Source organism: Paenibacillus sp. FSL H3-0286 (assembly GCF_045040705.1).
Taxonomy (GTDB): domain Bacteria; phylum Bacillota; class Bacilli; order Paenibacillales; family Paenibacillaceae; genus Paenibacillus_AQ; species Paenibacillus_AQ odorifer.
The window spans coordinates 4,011,600-4,031,524 of sequence record NZ_CP150285.1 but is presented as its reverse complement, the minus strand read 5'-3'; the positions used below and the strand labels follow the sequence as shown (position 1 = coordinate 4,031,524).

Sequence of the window (19,925 nt, the reverse complement as noted above, 5' to 3'; positions counted from 1 at the left end):
TAAAACATAAGACTATTGAGCTAACAGGAACTTTAGTTGAATAATACACATTAATGAGCAGGCGCTACGGTAGCCTGCTGTTTTCATTGAAGTAACGGGCAGATTTGCACAATAGTCACCGCAGTTTAATGCGACTTCAAAATAAAAAGGAGAAAAGACCCATGAATACTACACTTGGCAGATTAACAGGTCGAATCGCAATAGTAACAGGTGCAAGTCGCAGCACAGGAATCGGTGCTGCAGTGTGCAAAGAGTTGGCCTATCTAGGCGCTGATGTATTTTTTACACACTGGGTTAGTTACGATCAACAGATGCCCTGGGGTAGCAATAACGAGGAGCAAAAGCAACTTTGTGAGGAAATACGTTCCATGGGCGTTCGTTGCGAACACCTAATGATGGATCTTTCTGCACCTGAAAGCTTTGTGGATTTATTAAATAACGTTGAGCAGAAGCTAGGAGAACCTTCCATTCTTGTTAACAATGCTTGTTATTCGGTTAACGATGACTTAACCACGATTACCCCAGAGTCTTTGGATGCACACTACGCAATTAATGTTAGGGCGGTAACTATGCTTAGTGTGGAATTCGCTAGACGGTTTACGCAATCGGCAGGTGGTCGAGTTATTAATATGACATCGGGCCAATCACTAGGCCCCATGGCTGGTGAAATCTCGTATGCCGCAACGAAAGGGGCAATAGATGCTTTCACACGAACATTTGCAGCAGAGGTGGGTCCGAAAGGCATCACCGTAAATGCGATAAATCCTGGACCCACAGACACCGGCTGGATGACTCCTGACCTACGACAGCAGTTATCTAAGCAATTTGTAACAGGTAGAGTAGGATTGCCTAAGGATGCAGCTCGTCTGGTTGCATTCTTAGCCACCGATGATGGGGAGTGGATTACCGGCCAAGTTTTACATTCCACGGGTGGATTCAACTAACGGAGAACGATAGCTCAATGAGACACCTAGCTAATACGATGTGAAAATCGCCTCGTCAGTGATAATGCTGACGAGGCATTATAATTTGATGGGTCTTATATCAAATTCAGCCAGTCCTGGTGGCAGTGATTCGAAGTCGACTTCTTCGAGGGCTTCTGGTTAAATAATTATTAGTAACGGTTCATATATGTCAATCAACGCACCTATACGTTCGCTGATACCAATAAAAGTACCAATAGCTACAATACTTCCGCACCTTCCACCAAATCCGCTATCGTGATTGTCACAGATATGCACGGACTGGCACAATCTGAGTTACAGATCATTAAGAATGGCGATTTACAGAACCCCCCCGCGGTTGGCTGTGAGTCGCTATTTAATTTTTTTCTGAAAATGTGTTAATTAAAGTGTTTTGTGGAATTTGTTTTACTTAATTGTTTTATCGTCTACCTTGCTCTTGCTCAGTCCAATTAACCTTATGAAACCGAGAAGAACTAAGATCTCATGGGTCACTTTATGGAATCTGGTGGCATTAATTAAGATAGTAGGTGCCCGAATCGTCTGGGAACAATTTGAATTTCGAGCACAATTCCATAGCTGTAAATAAGAACGAGTCGATTGTTTGAAATTTTTCAATCCGTAGCAATAAAATTGAGAAAAGGTTTGAAGAATAAGAGGACACGTCACTCATGTGGGTAATAACTATTATAGTAATAAGGAGGTGCGTAATGAAAAAAATATTATTAACTACAGTTATTAGTATTCTTCTGTCTTCCTCAATACTCGGTGCATGTAGTAACAATAAAACAACAGACGAGGCAAAACCTACAGCGTCAAGTGCAGCGACAATGCCAGTTGTTGAAGCTACAAGCACTCCTGAACCTTCTGCTACTCCTTCTATGGAGGCGCAGGAGTCCGCCAGTCCGGAGGCCACTGATCCTCTAACATCCGATCGGCCAAAGACCAAAGCATTTGGTGAACAGGAGGGAGGGGTCTCAGGGCAAGAAGGTACACTTGGGAAAGGTGATGGATATTCCCTGTATGTTTTTCAGGGTTTCACACTAGACTCACAGTCTGGTCGTTTATCATTAACTGAGGATCCAACCTATTATGCCGAAATTAAACACTTACCTGCCGATTACGATCTCACAGCTTTGAAGCAGCAGGGACAAACCGAGCTTTCTGCAATTGGCAAAGCCAACGACCATAGCGGGGAACTAATTGAACATCCTCTAGGTTTTGCTGAACTATATCTGCAGGCAACCGGTGATAAAGGGATAGAAGATTATATGGTCTGGAAGAATCAGGCGGGGGAAGCTTTTCTTTTTCGGATACACAATCCTAAGGGGGATTCGTCGAATAAGTTTGCACCTTGGGTGATGGTTTCACTGGCAACACTTGAACTTGAAAGGAATTAAGTGTGATCAGAGCCGAAGGAGTTGTGCGGAGTAGAAGGGGTGTGCCATAACCATAATCAAAAAAATGGTTGTTGGCACACTTCTTCTTCTTTTTGGTACCTTACTTCATTCGAACGCCAATTTTCGTTTGCTGAGGTTGCAAATTTCGCGTATGAGCCTGCTATAGGATCCAGCAGACCTTATACGAAGCTTTACCCCACATTTGGGATACTAAAGGACTCCATAGTCGCTATTAGCATTAAAAACACTCAATATGAGCCTCATCCTTAGGAATAACGTCACTGGAGTCCGAAACCATGCTTCAAAGGCTCAAAATTAGCAAATAGCGTCATCTGGGTCCGAAAGTCATGGCACGTAGTAGAGGGATTTAATGTTAAAATATCTTATATATAGATTACTAATTCTTTCCTGGGAAGGAGTAAGTTCATGCAAATTTTTATTTACATAGGATTGGGCTTCTTTATAATTTCAGGTATATGTGTTGGAGCCTTCACGACAGGTACACAACAAAGAGGTAACTTTTATTCGGAATCTAAGCAAGACCGTAAAGCTAAAAACAAAGTAGCGAATTGGTCCGCTTTAGGTGGTCTTATTTCATTAGCTGTAGCTGGGATTCTTTATTTGTTGTAAATGAACGCACAACATAAGGAGGAGTGTTGCAGATGGTGAAGATTTTTAATGAAAATACGGTCTCTTTTACACAAAAACAGTCCCCGATCCCAGAGTTTGCTTGGCATACGAGTGAAAGGTTAGCTGAAATGGTGGGCTCCAAGCATTTAGTTTTTGATATCAGATCTTTAGATCCTGATAAATATTCTTTTCCTTATCATTTTCATAGAAATGCTGAAGAAATATTTGTGATTTTAGCGGGAAAAGCGATGTTAAGAACACCCGAGGGTTTTACGGAGGTTACTGAAGGGGATGTAATATTTTTTGAAATGGGACCGGAAGGGGCGCACCAGCTTTATAATCATTCCGATGCACCATGCAGGTATCTGGATCTCCGAACGAATCAGGGAATAGATATTTGCGAATATCCAGACTCAGGCAAAATCAACATTTTGCCCTATCAAGAAATCTATCAAGCGGATGAACAGGCGGATTATTGTAAGGGAGAAGAGCATGTAAGGGAAAAATGGAATGGGGGAGCGTAATTGATTAAAGATCGTTGGTTTACAGTAACGGAAATTGATCCGACCACCTATGCAATCAGTGAATATGGACATTGGGAAAAGGTGCATTGTTTTTTACTCTTGGGGCAAAAACAAGCCGCGTTAATTGATACGGGATTAGGTATTGATAATATAAAAAGAATAACGGATCAGTTAACGGATTTACCTATCGCTGTCATAACTACGCATGTGCATGCAGATCATATTGGCAGTCATGGGCAATTCGAGACAATCTATGTACATAAAGAGGATGCGGATTGGCTGATTAACGGAATAAAAGGCTTGTCCCTTGCCCAGATTCGTAAAGATATGAGCCGGGACATCAGCCTTCCTGTTCCTGAAACCTTTGATCCTAACACCTACATACCTTTTCAAGGGAAACCAACAGCTCTTTTACAAGAAGGGGATGTGCTCGACATAGGCGGGCGCAAAATAGAAATTTACCACACACCAGGTCATTCGCCAGGTCATATCAGCCTTTTTGATCATGCCAACGGATATCTGTTTACAGGTGATTTATTGTATGACGTTACGCCAATCTATGCCTTTTACCCTTCGACTAGTCCGGTTGATTTAGTGGCATCCTTAGAAAAGATTACGGAAATTCCAGGAGTTACCCAAGTATTCGGTTCTCATAATACACTGGGTTTAGATCCATCTATTTTACAAGAGGTCGAAAAGGCAGTTCGTGAGTTACGTGAGCAAAAGGTAGTGGAACATGGTACGGGCATTCACCAGTTTGATGGGTTTAGTGTGCAATTTTAGATTTTTCTATGTCGAAAACAAATGGGGGTATGGCGATATGGTGTCTACATCAAAGGCTTTTGCGAAAAATAATTCACACATCTTATTGCGCAAAAAACAACTTAATTATTCAGATACGATTGACCTGAACAGTGCATGCAATTGTTGTACTTGGGAGTAAGCTTCCTTGTACTGGTTGTCGGATTGTTGAATAGGCAATAAACCCGGCAAGAAGGAGATACAATACACAGGCGTTTCTTTGCTGTTCATATATATTTTAAGCGTAAGCTCTTCTATCACATTAGCTTCTTCATCGGTGTCCTTAAGGACATTAATATCTGCACTTGTTGCAGTAGTTTTGCTGTTTTGATGTCTTTTGGATACTTTTGAAAGGGTAAGTGCGTTAACCACAATCTCGGATCCCATTACATTATCAAATGAGTATAGCTTTGCTACTGCTTTTTTGTTACTCTTCGGATTTTTGGTGCCAATTGCTAATTTTTTATTAGGCTCGTTAAGTGCGATCAAGTGAGATTGATTGGGGGGAATGAATGTTTTGGTGAAGCTGATGTTAAAAGATGAGGTCGCATTAACTAGCTTAGAAATTTCAGATGAAGCAGATAGCGTTTTCAATTTTATAATGGCGGCACTTAGAATTAAAACAACTCCTAAAATAGCAAATAAGTACATCAGGATAATCAGCATATAATCACACCTCCTAGTTATCTCATTAGACTCAAATTGTTGCTTATTGAAAGATATGCCTGAATGATCTCCACTAGTATCTTTTAAAAGGGAAATTCGTGGAATTATAGGATCGGCTTCACGATTAACCCAAAAAAAGCACCCAGAGAAACCTTCCGATTCTGCAAATGATGCAAAATTGGGGGTTGCTGCAAGAGTGCTTTTTAAGGTGATTATGTAAACCTATAGAAAATTGAAGGCAGTGATATGATCGGTATAAACAATCAGCTGTTTGTATTCGATCGGAGTCCCATAACTAGCATAAGGTCTTACAGTAACGTCATTGAGGACAACAAAGTTATAGCTGAAATTTTTATCAGGGTGTTCTGCTCCCAAATAAGATATGTATTCGTCTACAATTACATCATCCATCAAAGATTTTAAATCAAATACATCCTCTTTGTTGGAGACGGTTGGAGAGACGATTCCCTGAATGCTGCCAAAAGAGGTGAGCAAATTCACTTTTTTTCCACTAGCTTGTTCATCATTTAAAAGTAAACCGGACAGCTTACCCAGTGCATCGACTTTAAAATCGACGAGGGTTCTAATTTTTGAATTATTCAAACTAAACACATCCTTTTCAATTTGCAATCCTGTTAACAATATTCGACATATAATCACCAAACTCCTAGTATGCTAATGAAAAAATACTTACTTATGTAATGCCCCCCATTTTTTAATGTGATTTGGGGGTTGCCGAGCCTCCATTCGAATTTAATTTCTTATCGTTACTCGTGTGCCTATAGGGACAATAGCAGCGAGTGCTAACACATCCTCGTTGTACATCCGGATGCAGCCGTGGGACACCTCTTTCCCAATGGAGGAAGGGTCATTGTTTCCATGAATTCCGTAGTGTGGTTTAGACAGTCCCATCCAAAAAACACCGAAGGGACCCCCTGGGTCGGGTTGTTTGTTAATAATAGTGAATTCACCCACTGGGGATTGGGTTAACATCTTACCGATGCCGACAGGGAAACCTCTAATCACAATATCATTGTCCAGAAGATATAACATTCGTTGGGTCAGATCTACAATAATTCGGTAGTTGGGCATTATACGCAACACTCCTTTCTAATTAGGATATGAGCAGAACGCCTAAAGGGTTATTCATAGAAAATGGCCATTTTAGCCATTGGGAACAAATGTTCGTAAGTGGTTGGAAAAGCAAAAAAACGTAGAAAAAAGGCTGTTCCGCATATGCGGAACAGCCTTTTATGTTAGAAGTGCATACTTAGTGGATATCTCGAAACAATCCGATGACTCTTCCGAGAATAGTTACGCGATTAAGGCGAAGCGGCTCATAAGCTGGATTCTCCGGCTGAAGCCGTATATGATCACGTTCCTTGTAAAAGGTCTTAACGGTTGCTTCATCTTCTTCGGTCATGGCTACAACGATATCTCCGTTGTCCGCTGTTTGTTGTTGGCGAACAATCACATAGTCACCATTCATAATGCCTGCGTCCACCATACTATCACCCATGACAGACAGCATAAATACTTTGTTGTCACCTACATAGTGAGTAGGAAGTGGGAAGTAGTCTTCGATATTCTCTGTAGCAGTGATAGGTACCCCGGCGGTAACTTTACCTACAACAGGAATCCGTGAGATGGTCTGCGCGAATTGGTGAACATTCTCTGAATCCTCTTGGCCTAGTAATTCTATTGCACGTGGCTTCGTTGGATCTCGACGAATAAGTCCCTTCTTCTCAAGCCGGTCCAAATGACCGTGAACTGTGGAGCTGGAAGCAAGGCCAACAGCTTCTCCAATTTCCCGGACGGAAGGTGGATAACCCTTGCTGCGGACTTCGCTTCGTATAAATTCCAGGATCGCCAGCTGGCGACTTGAAATCTTTGACATTGGAATCAACCCCATATAGTAATGTTTGGGAAAATTATAACATAGAACTACCGTTCGCACAAACATAAGTTCTAACTATTATAAATATTAATCTGCTAGAGTTAAAAAATGGTAGACAAATGATAATAAAATGAACCGCTTGAGTCTCTCGAAAAAAAGAGAACAATTGTTCTGAAATAGTATTGAACAAAACACATGTTCGTGTTATTATAAATTCGAAAGTAAGAACAAGTGTTTGGAGGATGATGATTATGCTAAAATACAGTACATACCGCAGCATCTACGACAAGGCCCCTGTGGTTGAATCTATAGGACATAATGACGTTGCCCGTAATTCCGCTAAGGTGAAAGAGATAACGGAACGTTTGCTTGGAGGGATGATTTCGTTGTTCCGTCAAGATTTCTTTATTAAGTTAATATTGATTTTCGTGCTAGTATTATCTGGCCTAACAGTAGTGGGAAATGTGTTTGCAGGATCGACGACTATAATGAAGGAAGAGAAGCGGATTGTGGTTGAACGTGGAGATACACTATGGAGTATTGCTCTTAAGAATAAACCAGCTGATATGAAGACAGTTGTTTATATAGAAGGAATTAAACGTTCAAGTGGGATTAAGAGTAGTCAAATTAACGCTGGAGACATACTTACTTTACCTATTTATTAATTTTCTGAGAACATAATAGAATGACCAGTAGAGCTTGCAGGGAGTAGACCTTGACAAGCTCTTTTTCTCATGGCAGAGTTAGAATTAATTTATAGGGGGAGGGAAAGTATTGAATATTGATGAGTTGGTCGCGCGAATTAACGAATTGGCACGCAAACAGAAGAGCGTAGGCCTTAATCAAGAGGAAGTGGCGGAACGCGCCAAGCTTCGTGAAATTTACCTGGGGAATATCCGCAATAACTTCCGAGCACAATTAAATACTATTGAAGTAGTAGATAACGATGAGCATGAACAAGGTAACAAGGGGCTTAAACATTAGCTCGCTGTTCCTTTTCATAGATATTTCAGGATGACTAGGGGGAACGCACATGGCCCGTTCTTGGGAAAGAATGGTTCAACGCAACACACAGCAAATCAACAAGCAAAGAAAGAAACAAGGCAAGGATACGATTTATGCCTCTAAATCTCCTACCCAGAATGCCGAAGTCTTTAAAGGTCGCAACATTGCATTTCCGTTAGTGTTAGTGATACTTGGCACTATGTTTTGGGTAGTTGGTTCTATTGATCAGGCCAAAGGTAATGGCATGCTGGCTAATTGGCTGGGAGTAGTACTGTACTATTTGCTGGCAGCGCTATTGTTCTTCCGTCGTCCGTACTTGAAGGTGGAAAAAGCAAGACTGTCCACTATTAAATTCAATCGCGAACGCGGACTTCCAGCTGCAGATATTGAGAAAATCACCCTTTCGCGTGGAGCTGTAGTCATTAAGCACAAAGGGAAACGTACGAAATGGATTTTCACAAAACTTATGAATCGCTATGATACTAATGCGATGAGTACACGATTAGAAGCATTTGCTAAAGCTCACAACATTGAAGTAGTTCACGAATAGAACTAGACCAGTTAAAGGGAGAGGGAGACCTGTAATGCCAATTTCTGCTGTACTATTTGACCTTGATGATACATTGCTGTGGGATGATCGGAGCGTCGAAGAAGCATTTCGTTTTGCTTGTGAAGCCGCCGGGGATACGATCGATCCACAAGAACTAGAAGTTGCAGTTCGTAAGGAAGCAAGTAGCTTGTATGAATCTTATGAGACGTTCCCATTTACAAAGATGATCGGAATTAATCCATATGAAGCACTCTGGGCTAACTTTACGGCAGGTGAACAGCCAGAATTCCGTCAATTGGAGCAGCTTGCACCGGTATATCGTAAAGAGTCTTGGCGTCGCGGACTTGCAGCGTTAGGGGTGGAAGACGAAGCACTAGCTGAGACCTTGGCAACTAAATTCGCAGCAGAGCGCAGAAAACGTCCATACATCTATGAAGAAACAATGCATGTACTGGAGCAGTTACGGGGTCAAGTGAAGCTTCTGCTACTTACGAACGGCTGTCCTGCACTGCAACAAGAGAAACTAGATGGTGTGCCCGAGTTAATTCCTTTCTTTGATCATATTGTGATTTCCGGAAGCTTTGGTAAAGGCAAACCGGATAAGGAAATTTTCCTGCATGCTTTAGAGCTTCTTGATGTAACGCCTGAGCAAGCGGTTATGGTCGGCGATAAGCTGACAACGGATATCCGTGGGGGGCTGGCAGCAGGGTTGACCACGGTCTGGATTAATAGAAAAGGTAGAGCACCTAGTCTTGATATTCATCCGGATCATGAAATCAATCACCTTGAGGAACTTCTTCCACTAGTTCAATCCTTGTAAGATATACAGAGCTATTAGCTCCAACATAAAGACTTTATAAAAGCAGCGAGTTTCTGAGATCCTAAGAAACTCGCTGCTTTTCTGTACATACATACTAACATAAGGAATTCATTAGATTTTTAAGTAAATGATTTAAGTCACAAGACTAATGCGGAATTGACGCAAAATACTGAAAAACCAATAATAATGTGTATAATAGATGGAGATGTATAACATGAATTGGTAGATTTTTATTATTCGATAATGATTGGGAGGGCTCCAAATGATGAGATCGAAGAAATTAGTCGCTGTATTATTAGGTGCAACACTTCTAGTACTAGGTGGATGTTCTTCAAATGGAACCAAGCATTCAGAAATACATAACATGAATATGAACATGTCTATGGAACCTATCAAAGTCGAACTACAATGGAGTCCTGAAGAAGTTGTTGTAAATCAAAAGGTAACCTTTGAAGCTGTGGTGACCCAAGATAACGAGGCAGTAGATGATGCAAAAGAGGTTCTGTTCGAAATTGTGAATAAAAATGATGAGGGACAGAAAATAGAGCTTAAGGGAAAGCTAATTGGTAAAGGAGTCTATCAAGCAGAAGGGACCCTTGAAAAGGAAGGACAATATAATGTCACTTCACATGTGACAGCCCGGACACAGCACTCTATGCCTAGCAAAGAGCTGTCTGTGAAACCATGATTCAAAGGTTCGCAACGCTTACTGAGCAATAACAGATAAAGCAGAGTGGAAAGGAAGGCTTTTCGAAATTCCTTTATTCTGCTAAACTTACTCTAATGTTTTACTGGGGGGACTATTAGTTGGCTAAATATACACTTGAGGAAAGCTTACAACAAAGGATTTTGATCCTTGATGGCGCAATGGGCACGATGATCCAACAGGTGCCTCTTACTGGAGAAGATTTTGGAGGCGATGAGCTGGACGGCTGTAATGAAATGCTGGTATTAACACGTCCAGAAGTCATTCAGACGATTCATGAGCAGTACCTCGAAGCAGGGGCTGATCTCATTGAGACTAACACATTTGGTGCAACCTCTGTTGTGCTAGCTGAATATGATATTCCTCAGCGGGCACGTGAGATCAATCTAGCGGCAGCAGAGTTGGCTCGCAGAGCAGTAGACAAATATGACACACCTGACCGTCCGCGATACGTCGTGGGGGCTATGGGTCCAACAACAAAAACGCTCTCAGTAACTGGAGGCGTTACTTTCCAAGAGTTAGTTGATAGCTATGAGGAACAAGCAGTGGCATTGATCGACGGTAAAGTAGATGTTTTGCTGCTGGAGACCTCTCAAGATACACTTAACGTTAAAGCTGGAAGTATTGGTATTCGTAATGCTTTTGAAAAGACTGGCATCACATTGCCGGTTATGATTTCAGGAACAATTGAACCAATGGGTACTACATTGGCGGGTCAGAATATTGAAGCATTTTATATCTCATTAGAACATCTGAAGCCTATCTCTATGGGCCTCAACTGTGCGACTGGTCCTGAGTTCATGCGGGATCACATTCGTTCGCTTTCGGAGATCTCCTCCGCAGCCGTGAGCTGTTATCCAAACGCAGGATTGCCGGATGAGAACGGACATTATCATGAATCTCCAGATTCTTTAGCTCGCAAGATTGCAGCCTTTGCCGAAAAAGGCTGGCTGAACATTGCGGGGGGGTGCTGTGGAACGACACCAGAGCATATCCGTGCGATGAAGGAAGCACTTTCTGAATATCCTCCACGCCCGCTGACAGGTAATCATCCGCCTGCACTTTCAGGCATCGAGCCTATCTATATTGAGAACGACAACCGTCCATACATGGTTGGTGAACGTACGAATGTACTTGGCTCTCGTAAATTTAAACGTCTTATCGTCGAAGGTAAATATGAGGAAGCCTCAGAAATTGCCCGTGCTCAGGTGAAGAGTGGGGCACAGGTTATTGACGTGTGTGTACAAGACCCTGACCGTGATGAGATTGAAGATATTAAGCTTTTCTTAGAACTGGTTGTGAAAAAGGTTAAAGTACCCCTGATGATCGATACTACCGATCCTAAGGTTATCGATTTGGCTTTGCAGTACTGTCAAGGTAAGGCGATAATTAACTCCATTAACCTTGAAGATGGTGAAGAAAAATTCGAGCTGGTGACGCCGATCATTCATAAATATGGTGCAGCTATTGTTGTGGGTACCATCGATGAGACGGGACAAGCCATTAAGGCGACAGATAAACTGGAAGTGGCTAAACGCTCCTATGACTTGCTAGTGAATAAGTACGGTTTAGCAGGAGAAGATCTTATTTTTGACACGTTGGTGTTCCCTGTAGGAACCGGAGATGAACAATATATCGGTTCAGCAAAAGAAACGATTGACGGCATTCGTTTGATCAAGGAAGCACTTCCAGGCGTTCATACGATCTTGGGCATTAGCAACGTCTCCTTTGGATTGCCGGAAGCGGGTCGTGAAGTGTTGAACTCCGTATTCCTTTATGAATGTACAAAAGCTGGATTAGATTATGCGATCGTAAATACAGAAAAAGTGGAGCGGTATGCTTCCATTCCTGCTGAAGAACGTCATCTTGCTGAGGAACTGATTTATAATACGAATGATGAGACGCTTTCTGCTTTTGTAGCTGCTTTCCGTGGTAAAAAAGTAGAGAAAAAAGAGAAGATTTCCAACCTGTCACTTGAAGAACGTTTAGCTTCCTATGTGGTTGAAGGTACGAAGGAAGGACTCATTCCTGACCTTAATGAAGCATTGACTAAATCTGGTCCGCTGGAGATCATCAATGGACCGCTGATGGCAGGGATGTCGGAAGTCGGCCGGTTATTTAATAATAATGAATTGATTGTTGCTGAGGTGCTGCAAAGCGCTGAAGTGATGAAGGCTTCTGTCAATCATCTAGAGCAGTTTATGCAGAAGGATGAGACAGCGGTTAAAGGAAAAATTATGCTGGCAACCGTAAAAGGGGACGTGCATGATATTGGTAAGAATCTAGTGGAGATCATCCTCTCCAATAATGGTTATCAGATCATTAATTTGGGTATAAAAGTACCACCAGAGACCATTATCGAAGCCTTCCGTCGAGAAAAAGCTGATGCGATAGGATTGTCCGGGTTGCTTGTGAAATCTGCTCAGCAGATGGTCCTCACCGCTCAGGATTTACGTACAGCAGGTATCGATGTTCCGATTATGGTTGGCGGCGCAGCTTTGACCCGTAAATTTACGAAGACCCGTATTCGTCCAGAATATGACGGTCTAGTATTGTATGCTAAGGACGCTATGGACGGGCTGGATATTGCCAATCGGCTTATGAACCCTGAAGAACGGGAGAAGATTGCCGAGGAAATTCGTGTGGAGGCAGAAGCAGCGGTTGCGGTGGCGCCTAAGCAAGAACTGCCGAAACTAACCAGAGCAGTGCGTTCCAAAATATCTCCAGATGCACCTGTATTTGTTCCACCGGATTTAGAACGCCACGTACTGCGTAACTATCCATTGGGGCATATTATCCCCTATGTGAATATGCAAATGCTGCTGGGTCATCATTTGGGGTTACGGGGTTCTGTAGAAGCCCAATTAGCTGCTGGAGATCAGCGGACTGTTGAACTGAAAGGTACCGTAGACGATATTCTCCATCAAGCAATGCTAGAGGGTACCATTACTCCACATGCTATGTATCAATTCTTCCCTGCACAATCGCAAGGGAATGATATTATAGTGTATAATCCACAGAATACGTCCGAGATCCTGCATACCTTTACTTTCCCGAGACAAGGGGTAGAGCCTCATCTGTGCTTGGCGGACTTCTTGAAACCTGTTGACAGTGGTATTATGGACTATGTTGGATTCCTAGTTGTAACAGCAGGTCACGGTGTACGTGAATTGTCTACTCAGCTGAAAGAAAGCGGAGATTATCTGCGTTCACACGCCTTGCAGTCGGTTGCACTTGAAGTGGCAGAAGGACTGGCGGAACGCGTCCATCATATGATGCGCGATACTTGGGGTTTCCCGGATCCGGCGGATATGACGATGAAGCAAAGACATGGGGCAAGATACCAAGGAATCCGTGTTTCATTTGGTTATCCTGCATGCCCGGATTTAGAAGATCAAGGTCCACTGTTTAAGTTGTTATCTCCGGAGGATATCGGTGTTCACCTTACAGAAGGCTTTATGATGGAGCCCGAAGCTTCCGTTTCGGCTATGGTATTTGCCCATCCAGAAGCGCAGTATTTTAATGTAGAGAAGCTGTAATTCTTTCATTTATATACCTGGTCTGTAGGGGATTGTATCCCTTTCAGCGGAACCTCCCGTAACTGGGGGGTTTTTTGCTGGAAGAAGGTCGTTTAGAATTGAAAAGAGATGGTTGAGCCAATAAGCAGAAGGGAGGAAAAAGAATGGATTTATATTTTTTAGGTACTAATGCAGGTGTGCCAACGCTACAACGCAATGTAACGTCCGTTACATTAAGACTGCTGGAAGAACGTCGCAGTATTTGGATGTTCGATTGTGGGGAAGGTACACAACATCAGGTTCTTCGTTCACCGATTCGGCTAGGAAAGCTGGAAAAGCTATTCATTACCCACTTGCATGGTGATCACCTATTTGGTCTTCCAGGTCTATTATCAAGTCGTGGTTATCAGGGAGGGACAGCGCCGTTAACGGTGTACGGACCCCCTGGATTAAAAGCTTACTTAGAGATCTCCTTAGCTGTGAGCCAATCCCGAATTCCTTATAAGATTGAGATTGTAGAGCATTCAGGAGGAATTATATTCGAGGATGATAGCTTTAAAGTTGAGGCTGCATTACTTGAGCACCGGATTGACAGCTATGGCTACCGGGTAACGGAAAAGGATAGTCCCGGAAGCCTCAATACGGAATTGCTTAAGAGTTATGGTTTAAAACCGGGACCGATTTATGGGAAATTAAAAAAAGGTGAAGATGTTGTTACGGATGAAGGTGTGCGAATCTGTGCTGCTGATGTTGTCAGGGAACCCAAACGAGGACGTATTGTTACTATCCTTGGAGATACAAGACCTTGTTCGGGAGCCTTAGAACTCTCTCTTAATGCAGACCTTATCGTTCATGAAGCAACCTTCGCCCATGATCTGGCTGACATGGCGTATCAATATCATCATAGTACAGCCCGTCAGGCTGCAGAGTTAGCAAAAGAAGCCAAAGCAGGACAGCTGTTGCTGACTCATTTCAGTTCTCGTTACAGCTCGCATGAAGAGTTAATTCCTTTGCTTGAGGAAGCTGAACTCCTATTCCCAGAGACATTATTAGCTGAGGAATTTAATGCATATCCGGTACCTCGCAGACTAAATGGGCAATAGGGGGAATGATTATTTTCCGGGAAAGCGCAGGAAATGACAGTGCTATGCTAAAAAATGCTGGATGGGACGGTTGTTCGATTTCATTCGACGAAGTGTGTTAGATTTAAAGTAATCACGGAGTAAAAGACGAACGAATGGCTGGACATATTGCCGAAAATCAGTAGGTGATATCTTCCACCTAAAGGGATTGAGTTTTTCTGTAAATCCAAGCAGGGCAAAGGCTACAAGTTTGTTAATACTATTATTTATTTATTATATTAATTAAATTTATTGTGGAAACTGAGGGGTTAGTGATGGAACAAATTGAAGGATTATTGATTGATCTAGATGGTACATTGTACCATGGGCATAAAATGATTCCCGGTGCTGATCTGCTGATAAAAGCTCTTCGTGAAGCGGATATCCCTTTTTTATTTGTTACTAATAACTCATCGCGTACGGCAGCTAACGTTGCTGCCCACTTAAGTGGAATGGGAATTGAGGCGAAAGCTGAGGAGGTATGTACCTCTTCTATGGCAGCCGCACGTTACATAGCTGAGGAATCACCTGGGGCTACAGTGGCGATACTTGGAGAAGAGGGACTGCGTATGGCTTGCATTGAGGCAGGGCTCCAAATCGTCACAGAATCCCCTGATTATGTGGTGCAAGGTATCGATCGTTCTTTTAATTATGCTTCGTTAGCTCAAGCTTCGCGTTGGATTTTGAGCGGGGCAAAGTTTGTGCTCACCAATCCAGATTTAATGTTACCATCAGATGATGGGGTTATGCCGGGTGCGGGTACGATTGGTGCAGCAATTGAGGCTGCCAGTGGAGTGAAGCCAGTAGTGATCGGTAAACCTGAATCCCACCTGATCAAATATGCGACAGATCTTCTGAACATTCAACCTGAACATGCTGCTGTTGTTGGGGATAATATGCGTACGGATATCGCTGCCGGTGTTAATGCGGGCTGTCGTACAATCCTTGTTCTTACCGGTTTAACCACTACAGAGAACCTGGAGCACTATAAAAGCATCACAGGGATCACTCCCGATGAAATATGTGCCGATTTAGCTGAACTTAAAATGTTTCTCGGTGTATAATAGCTAGGGTCTTATTACTTCACCAACTTAGAGGGGACGATGAGTATGCCAGAATTGCCGGAAATGGAGAATTATAGACAGCTGCTTAGCCAGCGTATTATAAATGTTCCGATAACTAATGTAATTGTGAACAGAGAAAAAACAATTAACATGGAAACAGAAGCTTTCATTAATGCCTTGATCGGTGCGCGTGTTGTTTTTGTAGAGCGGCGCGCCAAGTATATTTTGTTTCATCTCCATGATGGACGAAGATTACTATTGCATTTAATGCTGGGTGGATTGCTTTTTTATGGTTCAGAAGAAGAACGGCCGGATCGTAATACGCAAGTAGAAATCGCATTTGGTGATCAGATCCTTTATTTTATGGGCCTGCGGTTAGGGTTCTTACATTTAGTATCCGTGAAGGAAAGCGAAGCAACGATGGGTAAGCTTGGACCTGAGCTGCTGGATCGACGGATGACGCCGGAACGTTTTGCAGGAATATTAAAAGGGCGGCGTGGTGCGTTAAAAAGTCTGTTAGTGAATCAGCATGTAATGGCGGGTATTGGAAATTGTTATGCGGATGAGATTGCTTTTGACGCAGGGCTTCTGCCTTCAGTTTTAGTGCAGAATTTATCACCGGAAGCCATTTCCCGCCTGTATCAAAGCATTCAAAAAGTATTGACTGATGCGACAGAGATTGGCGGATACATGGAAATGCCTTTTATGACCGGTGATACGGTTACGGGTTCTTATAATGACCAATGTAAAGTCTATGACCGTGAGGGTGAACCCTGCCTACGCGATGGGGGAACGATTATCAAAACAGAGCTGTCTGGACGCAAAGTATTTTATTGCCCAGACTGTCAGCATGAAGCCTAAACCCAAAATAGGGGCTCATGTCAGCATTCGTGGTGGATATGGGAGAGCTGCCCGATTTGCTTGGGAGAGCGGTGCAACAAGTTTTCAATATTTTCCGAAAAATCCGCGCAGTCTGAAGTTAAAGACGGTTGATATTCGAGATACAAGGGATTGTGCACTCTTTTGCCAAGAAAAAGGGATCACCTCTATCGCCCACACCCCTTATGCAATCAATATGGCTGCGAATAGGGATGACGCTACCCCTCGAAAGGTGTATGTAGACTCCCTACTTAATGATCTGGAAATTGCTGAAGCCTGCGGTTCCTTAGGTATTGTTGTTCATTTTGGACATTTTGCTGGAATGGAGCCGTTACAAGGCTATCAAAATATTATACAATGTATGAATGAGACACTGGAGTCCTGGGAAGGTAACGCCAAGCTGCTAATCGAGAATCAAGCGGGCAACCATGGTACTGAAGGGATTACACTTGAAGAATTGGTGAAGGTTCGTGAGCTTAGCCAGTTTCCCGAGAAGATTGGATTTTGTCTGGATACCTGTCATGCTTTTGCAGCGGGAATTTGGAATCCTGAGCATACGGAAGACTTGCTTGAACGAGGAAACCAGCTTGGATTTTGGCCGCATCTTGTAGCTGTTCATCTAAATGATTCTAAGTTTCCCTTTGATTCGAGACGGGACCGGCATGCTGGAATAGGAAAAGGTTATATCGGCGAAGAGGGTCTTAAGCGCTTAATAACTTCTGATCCATTACGTAAAAAATCTGTTGTTTTGGAAACTGAAAAGGGTCCAGATGGCAGTCATCGGAATGAAATAGCTACTGTTCGCAGTTGGTTTGAAGCGGGGGCTAGAAAGTGATTCATATCTATATGGACGATCTCCGTAAAGGTCCGCTTGGATTTGCTTTAGCCAGGACAACAGAAGAATGTCTTCTGATGCTGCGTGAGTGTGAGGTTGGTATTTTATCGTTAGATTATGATATGGGACCGGATGATTATTCTGGTGGGGAAGTGGCCAGACGGATTGTTCTGGAAGGACTGTACCCCCGTGAAATCTATCTACACACCTCCAGTGTTTTAGGGAGAAAAGAAATGTATGAAATCTTATACGCGGCTAAACCTGAGGGGATGATCTTGTTTAATGGTCCCCTAAGTTCTGATAAGCTTTATGATATCGCTGGGGAGACGGATCTGAAATGAAGGAAATGAATGAAGCGGATTTACTGGAGATACTCACGAGACCGGGAGAACCGCTGGTAGTATTTTTGCATACTCCGCTGTGTGGTACCTGTAAGGCTACAGAACGCATGTTGGAAGTAGCGGCACATCTATTGCCTGCTGAACTCCAAATGGTTGCCGGAAATGTGAACATGTTGCCTAATCTGGTCCAACAATACCGTATTACCAGTGTCCCTGCTCTACTTGTGGCTTCTGCTGGTCGGATAGAGGATCCGCATATTTATTATTCAATGGTTTCAGTTGAGCGGATTCTGGAATACATAAGGAGTGTTATATCATGATCATTTCATTACAACATTTATCTCTGCGCAGAGAAGAAAGCCTAATCTTGGACGATGTGTCGTTAGAAGTGAAGGAAGGCGAAAACTGGGTCATTTTGGGACGAAATGGTTCTGGCAAAACAACCATTTTGGAGATTATGACAGGTTATTTATTTCCTAGCAAAGGAACTGTTGAGGTATTGGGGAATAAATATGGTCAATGTGATTTACGCGAGGTTCGTAAAGAAATTGGTTATATTGGTCCTTCCTTAATGGAGAAGATGTCTTTAAATGATCCGGTGTGGGAGGTTGTCGCTACAGGAGCTTACGCTTATTTGCGTTTCTACGAGAGCATTCCACACGATGTGAAGGAGAAGGCAATCCGTTTGCTAGAGGATATGAATCTGGGCAATATGGCACTTCATCCTTTTGGAACCTTGTCACAGGGAGAGCGAAAAAAAGCAATGCTGGCAAGATGTCTTATGGCTGACCCCAAACTTCTGATTATGGACGAGCCTTGTGCAGGTCTTGATCTGTACGAAAGAGAAAAAATGCTGGCTGAAGTAGACAAGCTGAGACAACGTAATGTCTCCGTTGTATATGTAACTCATCATGTGGAGGAAATCGTCCCGCTTTTTACACATGTTGCTTTAATTCGCGACGGTAAGCTAGCTGGTTCCGGACCGAAAGAAGAAGTATTAACCAAAGAAATGATCTTGGCCACCTATGATATTCCTGTTGATGTAGAATGGGATAGCGGTCGTCCCTGGATTAAAATTAGACCTGGAGGCAAAACGATTTGAACGAATTAAGACATGATAACGAAGAGCAGACCACTGCTCCGGAAGAAATAGTGTACTCCCGATATATTTGTACAGCTAATCACGGCTTTGCGCCATATGCTCAGGAAGAGCTTCGGCGCTTATTCGGAGCAGTAAAGAGTACGCTGCTGTTGCCGGGAGAAATCTTTCTAGCCACCTTGCAGTCTGAACCCGAGGAAGTATCACGATTGCTCACACAGAATCTGCCCATTTTCCTTCGTCATATACAGCCTGTGCAGTTTCAGGATGAAGGAACCATGGATGCGTTACAGCGTTTGGCTGTGTATTTAAGCCGCCGCAGTGAGCTAGAGGGGGAGAAAGTATCCCTAAATGTTCGTAAAGGGGATCCTTCCTTCTGGCAGGAAAGTCCGGGCGAACTTCGTGAATGGCTGCAGGAGCAATTGCAGAGCTTGGGTGCAGAATTTACAGTACAAGATCCGGCATGGGTCATTTCTGTCTACGCAGACGGGAATGCCTTATATGTAGGAGTGTCCAGACCAGAAGAGAATCTATCCGGCTGGAATGGCGGTGCAATCCGTTTCCGCAAGGAAGACGGACAAATCTCACGTGCTAAGTTCAAGCTGATGGAAGCGGAGAAGGAGTTCGGTATTCCTTTTTACAGCTTCCGTAATGCGCTTGATATCGGTGCCTCTCCAGGGGGCTGGACTTCTTTCTTGCTGGAGCGTGGAATGAAGGTAACAGCGGTTGACCCTGCTTTGATGCATGAATCGCTGCGTAATTACCCGAGTCTGAAAATCCTGCGCAAAAATGCCGGAGAAGTGAAATTCCGCGATAATGAATTTGATCTGCTTGTATGTGATATGAGCTGGAGCCCTAAACTGATGGCGAAGCTTGTAACAGGGCTGTTGCACAGCCTGTCCCCAGGCGGAACAGCGATTGTGACCGTAAAGCTGATGCATAAGAAACCACTAGCGATGATCAAAGAGATCATCGCAATGTTTGAGAGCGAACGTATGCAGATTCAACGGGCCAAGCAGCTGTTTCATAATCGTGATGAGATCACACTTTATATGATTAAATACTAAGTTATTTAAAAATCTTAAGGGAAAGCATCCCGTTATTAAC

The 19,925-nt window shown here is 43.1% G+C and carries 23 protein-coding genes; 19 read left to right on the top strand and 4 right to left on the bottom strand.

The genetic code is table 11. The features are described 5' to 3' along the window. Positions 1-161: 161 nt before the first annotated feature. From MHB37_RS18190 to MHB37_RS18170, 5 genes are all read left to right on the top strand, one after another. Positions 162-944 carry an SDR family oxidoreductase gene (locus MHB37_RS18190; protein ID WP_405168334.1) on the top strand — a complete coding sequence of 261 codons (783 nt, stop codon included), beginning with the start codon at positions 162-164 and terminating at the stop codon, positions 942-944. Positions 945-1,672: 728 nt separating this feature from the next. Continuing rightward, on the top strand, positions 1,673-2,362 hold the full coding sequence (locus MHB37_RS18185; protein ID WP_340391880.1) for a hypothetical protein: 690 nt from the start codon (positions 1,673-1,675) through the stop codon (positions 2,360-2,362). Positions 2,363-2,788: 426 nt separating this feature from the next. Then, complete coding sequence (locus tag MHB37_RS18180) at positions 2,789-2,992, top strand: DUF5316 domain-containing protein (RefSeq protein ID WP_076184440.1); 204 nt, start codon at positions 2,789-2,791, stop codon at positions 2,990-2,992. Positions 2,993-3,024: 32 nt separating this feature from the next. Continuing rightward, the gene (locus MHB37_RS18175; RefSeq protein ID WP_312148871.1) at positions 3,025-3,516 is read left to right on the top strand and encodes a cupin domain-containing protein; all 492 of its coding nucleotides are present in this window, start codon (positions 3,025-3,027) and stop codon (positions 3,514-3,516) included. Beyond that, on the top strand, positions 3,517-4,299 hold the full coding sequence (locus MHB37_RS18170; protein WP_340391878.1) for an MBL fold metallo-hydrolase: 783 nt from the start codon (positions 3,517-3,519) through the stop codon (positions 4,297-4,299). 105 nt (positions 4,300-4,404) lie between these two features. On the opposite strand, the gene MHB37_RS18165 is transcribed toward MHB37_RS18170, so the two are convergent. From MHB37_RS18165 to lexA, 4 genes are all read right to left on the bottom strand, one after another. Then, a complete protein-coding gene (locus tag MHB37_RS18165; RefSeq protein WP_076128403.1) occupies positions 4,405-4,983 on the bottom strand; it encodes a hypothetical protein in 579 nt (192 codons plus the stop codon). Between the two features lie 222 nt (positions 4,984-5,205). Next, a complete protein-coding gene (locus tag MHB37_RS18160) occupies positions 5,206-5,586 on the bottom strand; it encodes a hypothetical protein (protein ID WP_139329870.1) in 381 nt (126 codons plus the stop codon). Between the two features lie 150 nt (positions 5,587-5,736). After that, positions 5,737-6,075: a L,D-transpeptidase gene (locus MHB37_RS18155; RefSeq protein WP_076128407.1), complete on the bottom strand. Its 339-nt coding sequence runs from the start codon at positions 6,073-6,075 to the stop codon at positions 5,737-5,739. Between the two features lie 178 nt (positions 6,076-6,253). Then, a complete protein-coding gene (gene lexA / locus MHB37_RS18150) occupies positions 6,254-6,880 on the bottom strand; it encodes a transcriptional repressor LexA (protein ID WP_036687720.1) in 627 nt (208 codons plus the stop codon). Positions 6,881-7,131: 251 nt separating this feature from the next. Between lexA and MHB37_RS18145 the strand changes: the two genes are divergently transcribed. From MHB37_RS18145 to MHB37_RS18080, 14 genes are all read left to right on the top strand, one after another. Further along, positions 7,132-7,545: a LysM peptidoglycan-binding domain-containing protein gene (locus tag MHB37_RS18145; protein WP_076128409.1), complete on the top strand. Its 414-nt coding sequence runs from the start codon at positions 7,132-7,134 to the stop codon at positions 7,543-7,545. Positions 7,546-7,654: 109 nt separating this feature from the next. Next, positions 7,655-7,864 carry a DUF896 domain-containing protein gene (locus MHB37_RS18140; protein ID WP_036687717.1) on the top strand — a complete coding sequence of 70 codons (210 nt, stop codon included), beginning with the start codon at positions 7,655-7,657 and terminating at the stop codon, positions 7,862-7,864. 49 nt (positions 7,865-7,913) lie between these two features. Further along, positions 7,914-8,435, top strand: coding sequence for a hypothetical protein (locus MHB37_RS18135; RefSeq protein ID WP_405168333.1), 522 nt, complete (start codon positions 7,914-7,916; stop codon positions 8,433-8,435). 34 nt (positions 8,436-8,469) lie between these two features. Next, positions 8,470-9,255, top strand: coding sequence for an HAD family hydrolase (locus MHB37_RS18130; RefSeq protein ID WP_076184436.1), 786 nt, complete (start codon positions 8,470-8,472; stop codon positions 9,253-9,255). A 262-nt stretch (positions 9,256-9,517) separates the two neighbouring features. Next, positions 9,518-9,943: a FixH family protein gene (locus MHB37_RS18125; RefSeq protein WP_038571571.1), complete on the top strand. Its 426-nt coding sequence runs from the start codon at positions 9,518-9,520 to the stop codon at positions 9,941-9,943. Positions 9,944-10,122: 179 nt separating this feature from the next. Continuing rightward, on the top strand, positions 10,123-13,500 hold the full coding sequence (gene metH, locus MHB37_RS18120; RefSeq protein WP_370511261.1) for a methionine synthase: 3,378 nt from the start codon (positions 10,123-10,125) through the stop codon (positions 13,498-13,500). 143 nt (positions 13,501-13,643) lie between these two features. Then, the gene (gene rnz / locus MHB37_RS18115) at positions 13,644-14,582 is read left to right on the top strand and encodes a ribonuclease Z (protein ID WP_076281714.1); all 939 of its coding nucleotides are present in this window, start codon (positions 13,644-13,646) and stop codon (positions 14,580-14,582) included. Between the two features lie 293 nt (positions 14,583-14,875). Then, entirely contained in the window at positions 14,876-15,664 is a 789-nt protein-coding gene (locus MHB37_RS18110) for a TIGR01457 family HAD-type hydrolase (protein WP_076128417.1), read from the top strand. 45 nt (positions 15,665-15,709) lie between these two features. Continuing rightward, positions 15,710-16,525 carry an Fpg/Nei family DNA glycosylase gene (locus tag MHB37_RS18105; RefSeq protein ID WP_076133771.1) on the top strand — a complete coding sequence of 272 codons (816 nt, stop codon included), beginning with the start codon at positions 15,710-15,712 and terminating at the stop codon, positions 16,523-16,525. After that, entirely contained in the window at positions 16,515-17,378 is an 864-nt protein-coding gene (locus tag MHB37_RS18100; RefSeq protein WP_076128421.1) for a deoxyribonuclease IV, read from the top strand. The genes MHB37_RS18105 and MHB37_RS18100 overlap by 11 nt, the downstream gene beginning before the upstream one ends. Beyond that, positions 17,375-17,719 carry a cyclic-phosphate processing receiver domain-containing protein gene (locus MHB37_RS18095; protein WP_076128423.1) on the top strand — a complete coding sequence of 115 codons (345 nt, stop codon included), beginning with the start codon at positions 17,375-17,377 and terminating at the stop codon, positions 17,717-17,719. The genes MHB37_RS18100 and MHB37_RS18095 overlap by 4 nt, the downstream gene beginning before the upstream one ends. After that, the gene (locus MHB37_RS18090) at positions 17,716-18,039 is read left to right on the top strand and encodes a co-chaperone YbbN (RefSeq protein ID WP_076279309.1); all 324 of its coding nucleotides are present in this window, start codon (positions 17,716-17,718) and stop codon (positions 18,037-18,039) included. Before MHB37_RS18095 ends, MHB37_RS18090 begins: the two co-directional genes overlap by 4 nt. Beyond that, the gene (locus tag MHB37_RS18085; protein ID WP_312148884.1) at positions 18,039-18,821 is read left to right on the top strand and encodes an ATP-binding cassette domain-containing protein; all 783 of its coding nucleotides are present in this window, start codon (positions 18,039-18,041) and stop codon (positions 18,819-18,821) included. Before MHB37_RS18090 ends, MHB37_RS18085 begins: the two co-directional genes overlap by 1 nt. Beyond that, on the top strand, positions 18,818-19,885 hold the full coding sequence (locus tag MHB37_RS18080; RefSeq protein WP_405168332.1) for an SAM-dependent methyltransferase: 1,068 nt from the start codon (positions 18,818-18,820) through the stop codon (positions 19,883-19,885). Before MHB37_RS18085 ends, MHB37_RS18080 begins: the two co-directional genes overlap by 4 nt. Positions 19,886-19,925: the final 40 nt, after the last annotated feature.

Bases quoted from the DNA above. Each gene is read 5' to 3' on its own strand.
- MHB37_RS18145 (WP_076128409.1), top strand. From the start codon at position 7,132: ATGCTAAAATACAGTACATACCGCAGCATCTACGACAAGGCCCCTGTG.
- MHB37_RS18125 (WP_038571571.1), top strand. From the start codon at position 9,518: ATGATGAGATCGAAGAAATTAGTCGCTGTATTATTAGGTGCAACACTT.
- MHB37_RS18110 (WP_076128417.1), top strand. From the start codon at position 14,876: ATGGAACAAATTGAAGGATTATTGATTGATCTAGATGGTACATTGTAC.
- MHB37_RS18180 (WP_076184440.1), top strand. From the start codon at position 2,789: ATGCAAATTTTTATTTACATAGGATTGGGCTTCTTTATAATTTCAGGT.
- lexA (WP_036687720.1), bottom strand. From the start codon at position 6,880: ATGTCAAAGATTTCAAGTCGCCAGCTGGCGATCCTGGAATTTATACGA.
- MHB37_RS18135 (WP_405168333.1), top strand. From the start codon at position 7,914: ATGGCCCGTTCTTGGGAAAGAATGGTTCAACGCAACACACAGCAAATC.
- MHB37_RS18185 (WP_340391880.1), top strand. From the start codon at position 1,673: ATGAAAAAAATATTATTAACTACAGTTATTAGTATTCTTCTGTCTTCC.
- rnz (WP_076281714.1), top strand. From the start codon at position 13,644: ATGGATTTATATTTTTTAGGTACTAATGCAGGTGTGCCAACGCTACAA.
- MHB37_RS18165 (WP_076128403.1), bottom strand. From the start codon at position 4,983: ATGCTGATTATCCTGATGTACTTATTTGCTATTTTAGGAGTTGTTTTA.
- MHB37_RS18105 (WP_076133771.1), top strand. From the start codon at position 15,710: ATGCCAGAATTGCCGGAAATGGAGAATTATAGACAGCTGCTTAGCCAG.
- MHB37_RS18190 (WP_405168334.1), top strand. From the start codon at position 162: ATGAATACTACACTTGGCAGATTAACAGGTCGAATCGCAATAGTAACA.
- MHB37_RS18090 (WP_076279309.1), top strand. From the start codon at position 17,716: ATGAAGGAAATGAATGAAGCGGATTTACTGGAGATACTCACGAGACCG.
- MHB37_RS18130 (WP_076184436.1), top strand. From the start codon at position 8,470: ATGCCAATTTCTGCTGTACTATTTGACCTTGATGATACATTGCTGTGG.
- MHB37_RS18100 (WP_076128421.1), top strand. From the start codon at position 16,515: ATGAAGCCTAAACCCAAAATAGGGGCTCATGTCAGCATTCGTGGTGGA.
- MHB37_RS18175 (WP_312148871.1), top strand. From the start codon at position 3,025: ATGGTGAAGATTTTTAATGAAAATACGGTCTCTTTTACACAAAAACAG.
- MHB37_RS18155 (WP_076128407.1), bottom strand. From the start codon at position 6,075: ATGCCCAACTACCGAATTATTGTAGATCTGACCCAACGAATGTTATAT.
- metH (WP_370511261.1), top strand. From the start codon at position 10,123: ATGGGCACGATGATCCAACAGGTGCCTCTTACTGGAGAAGATTTTGGA.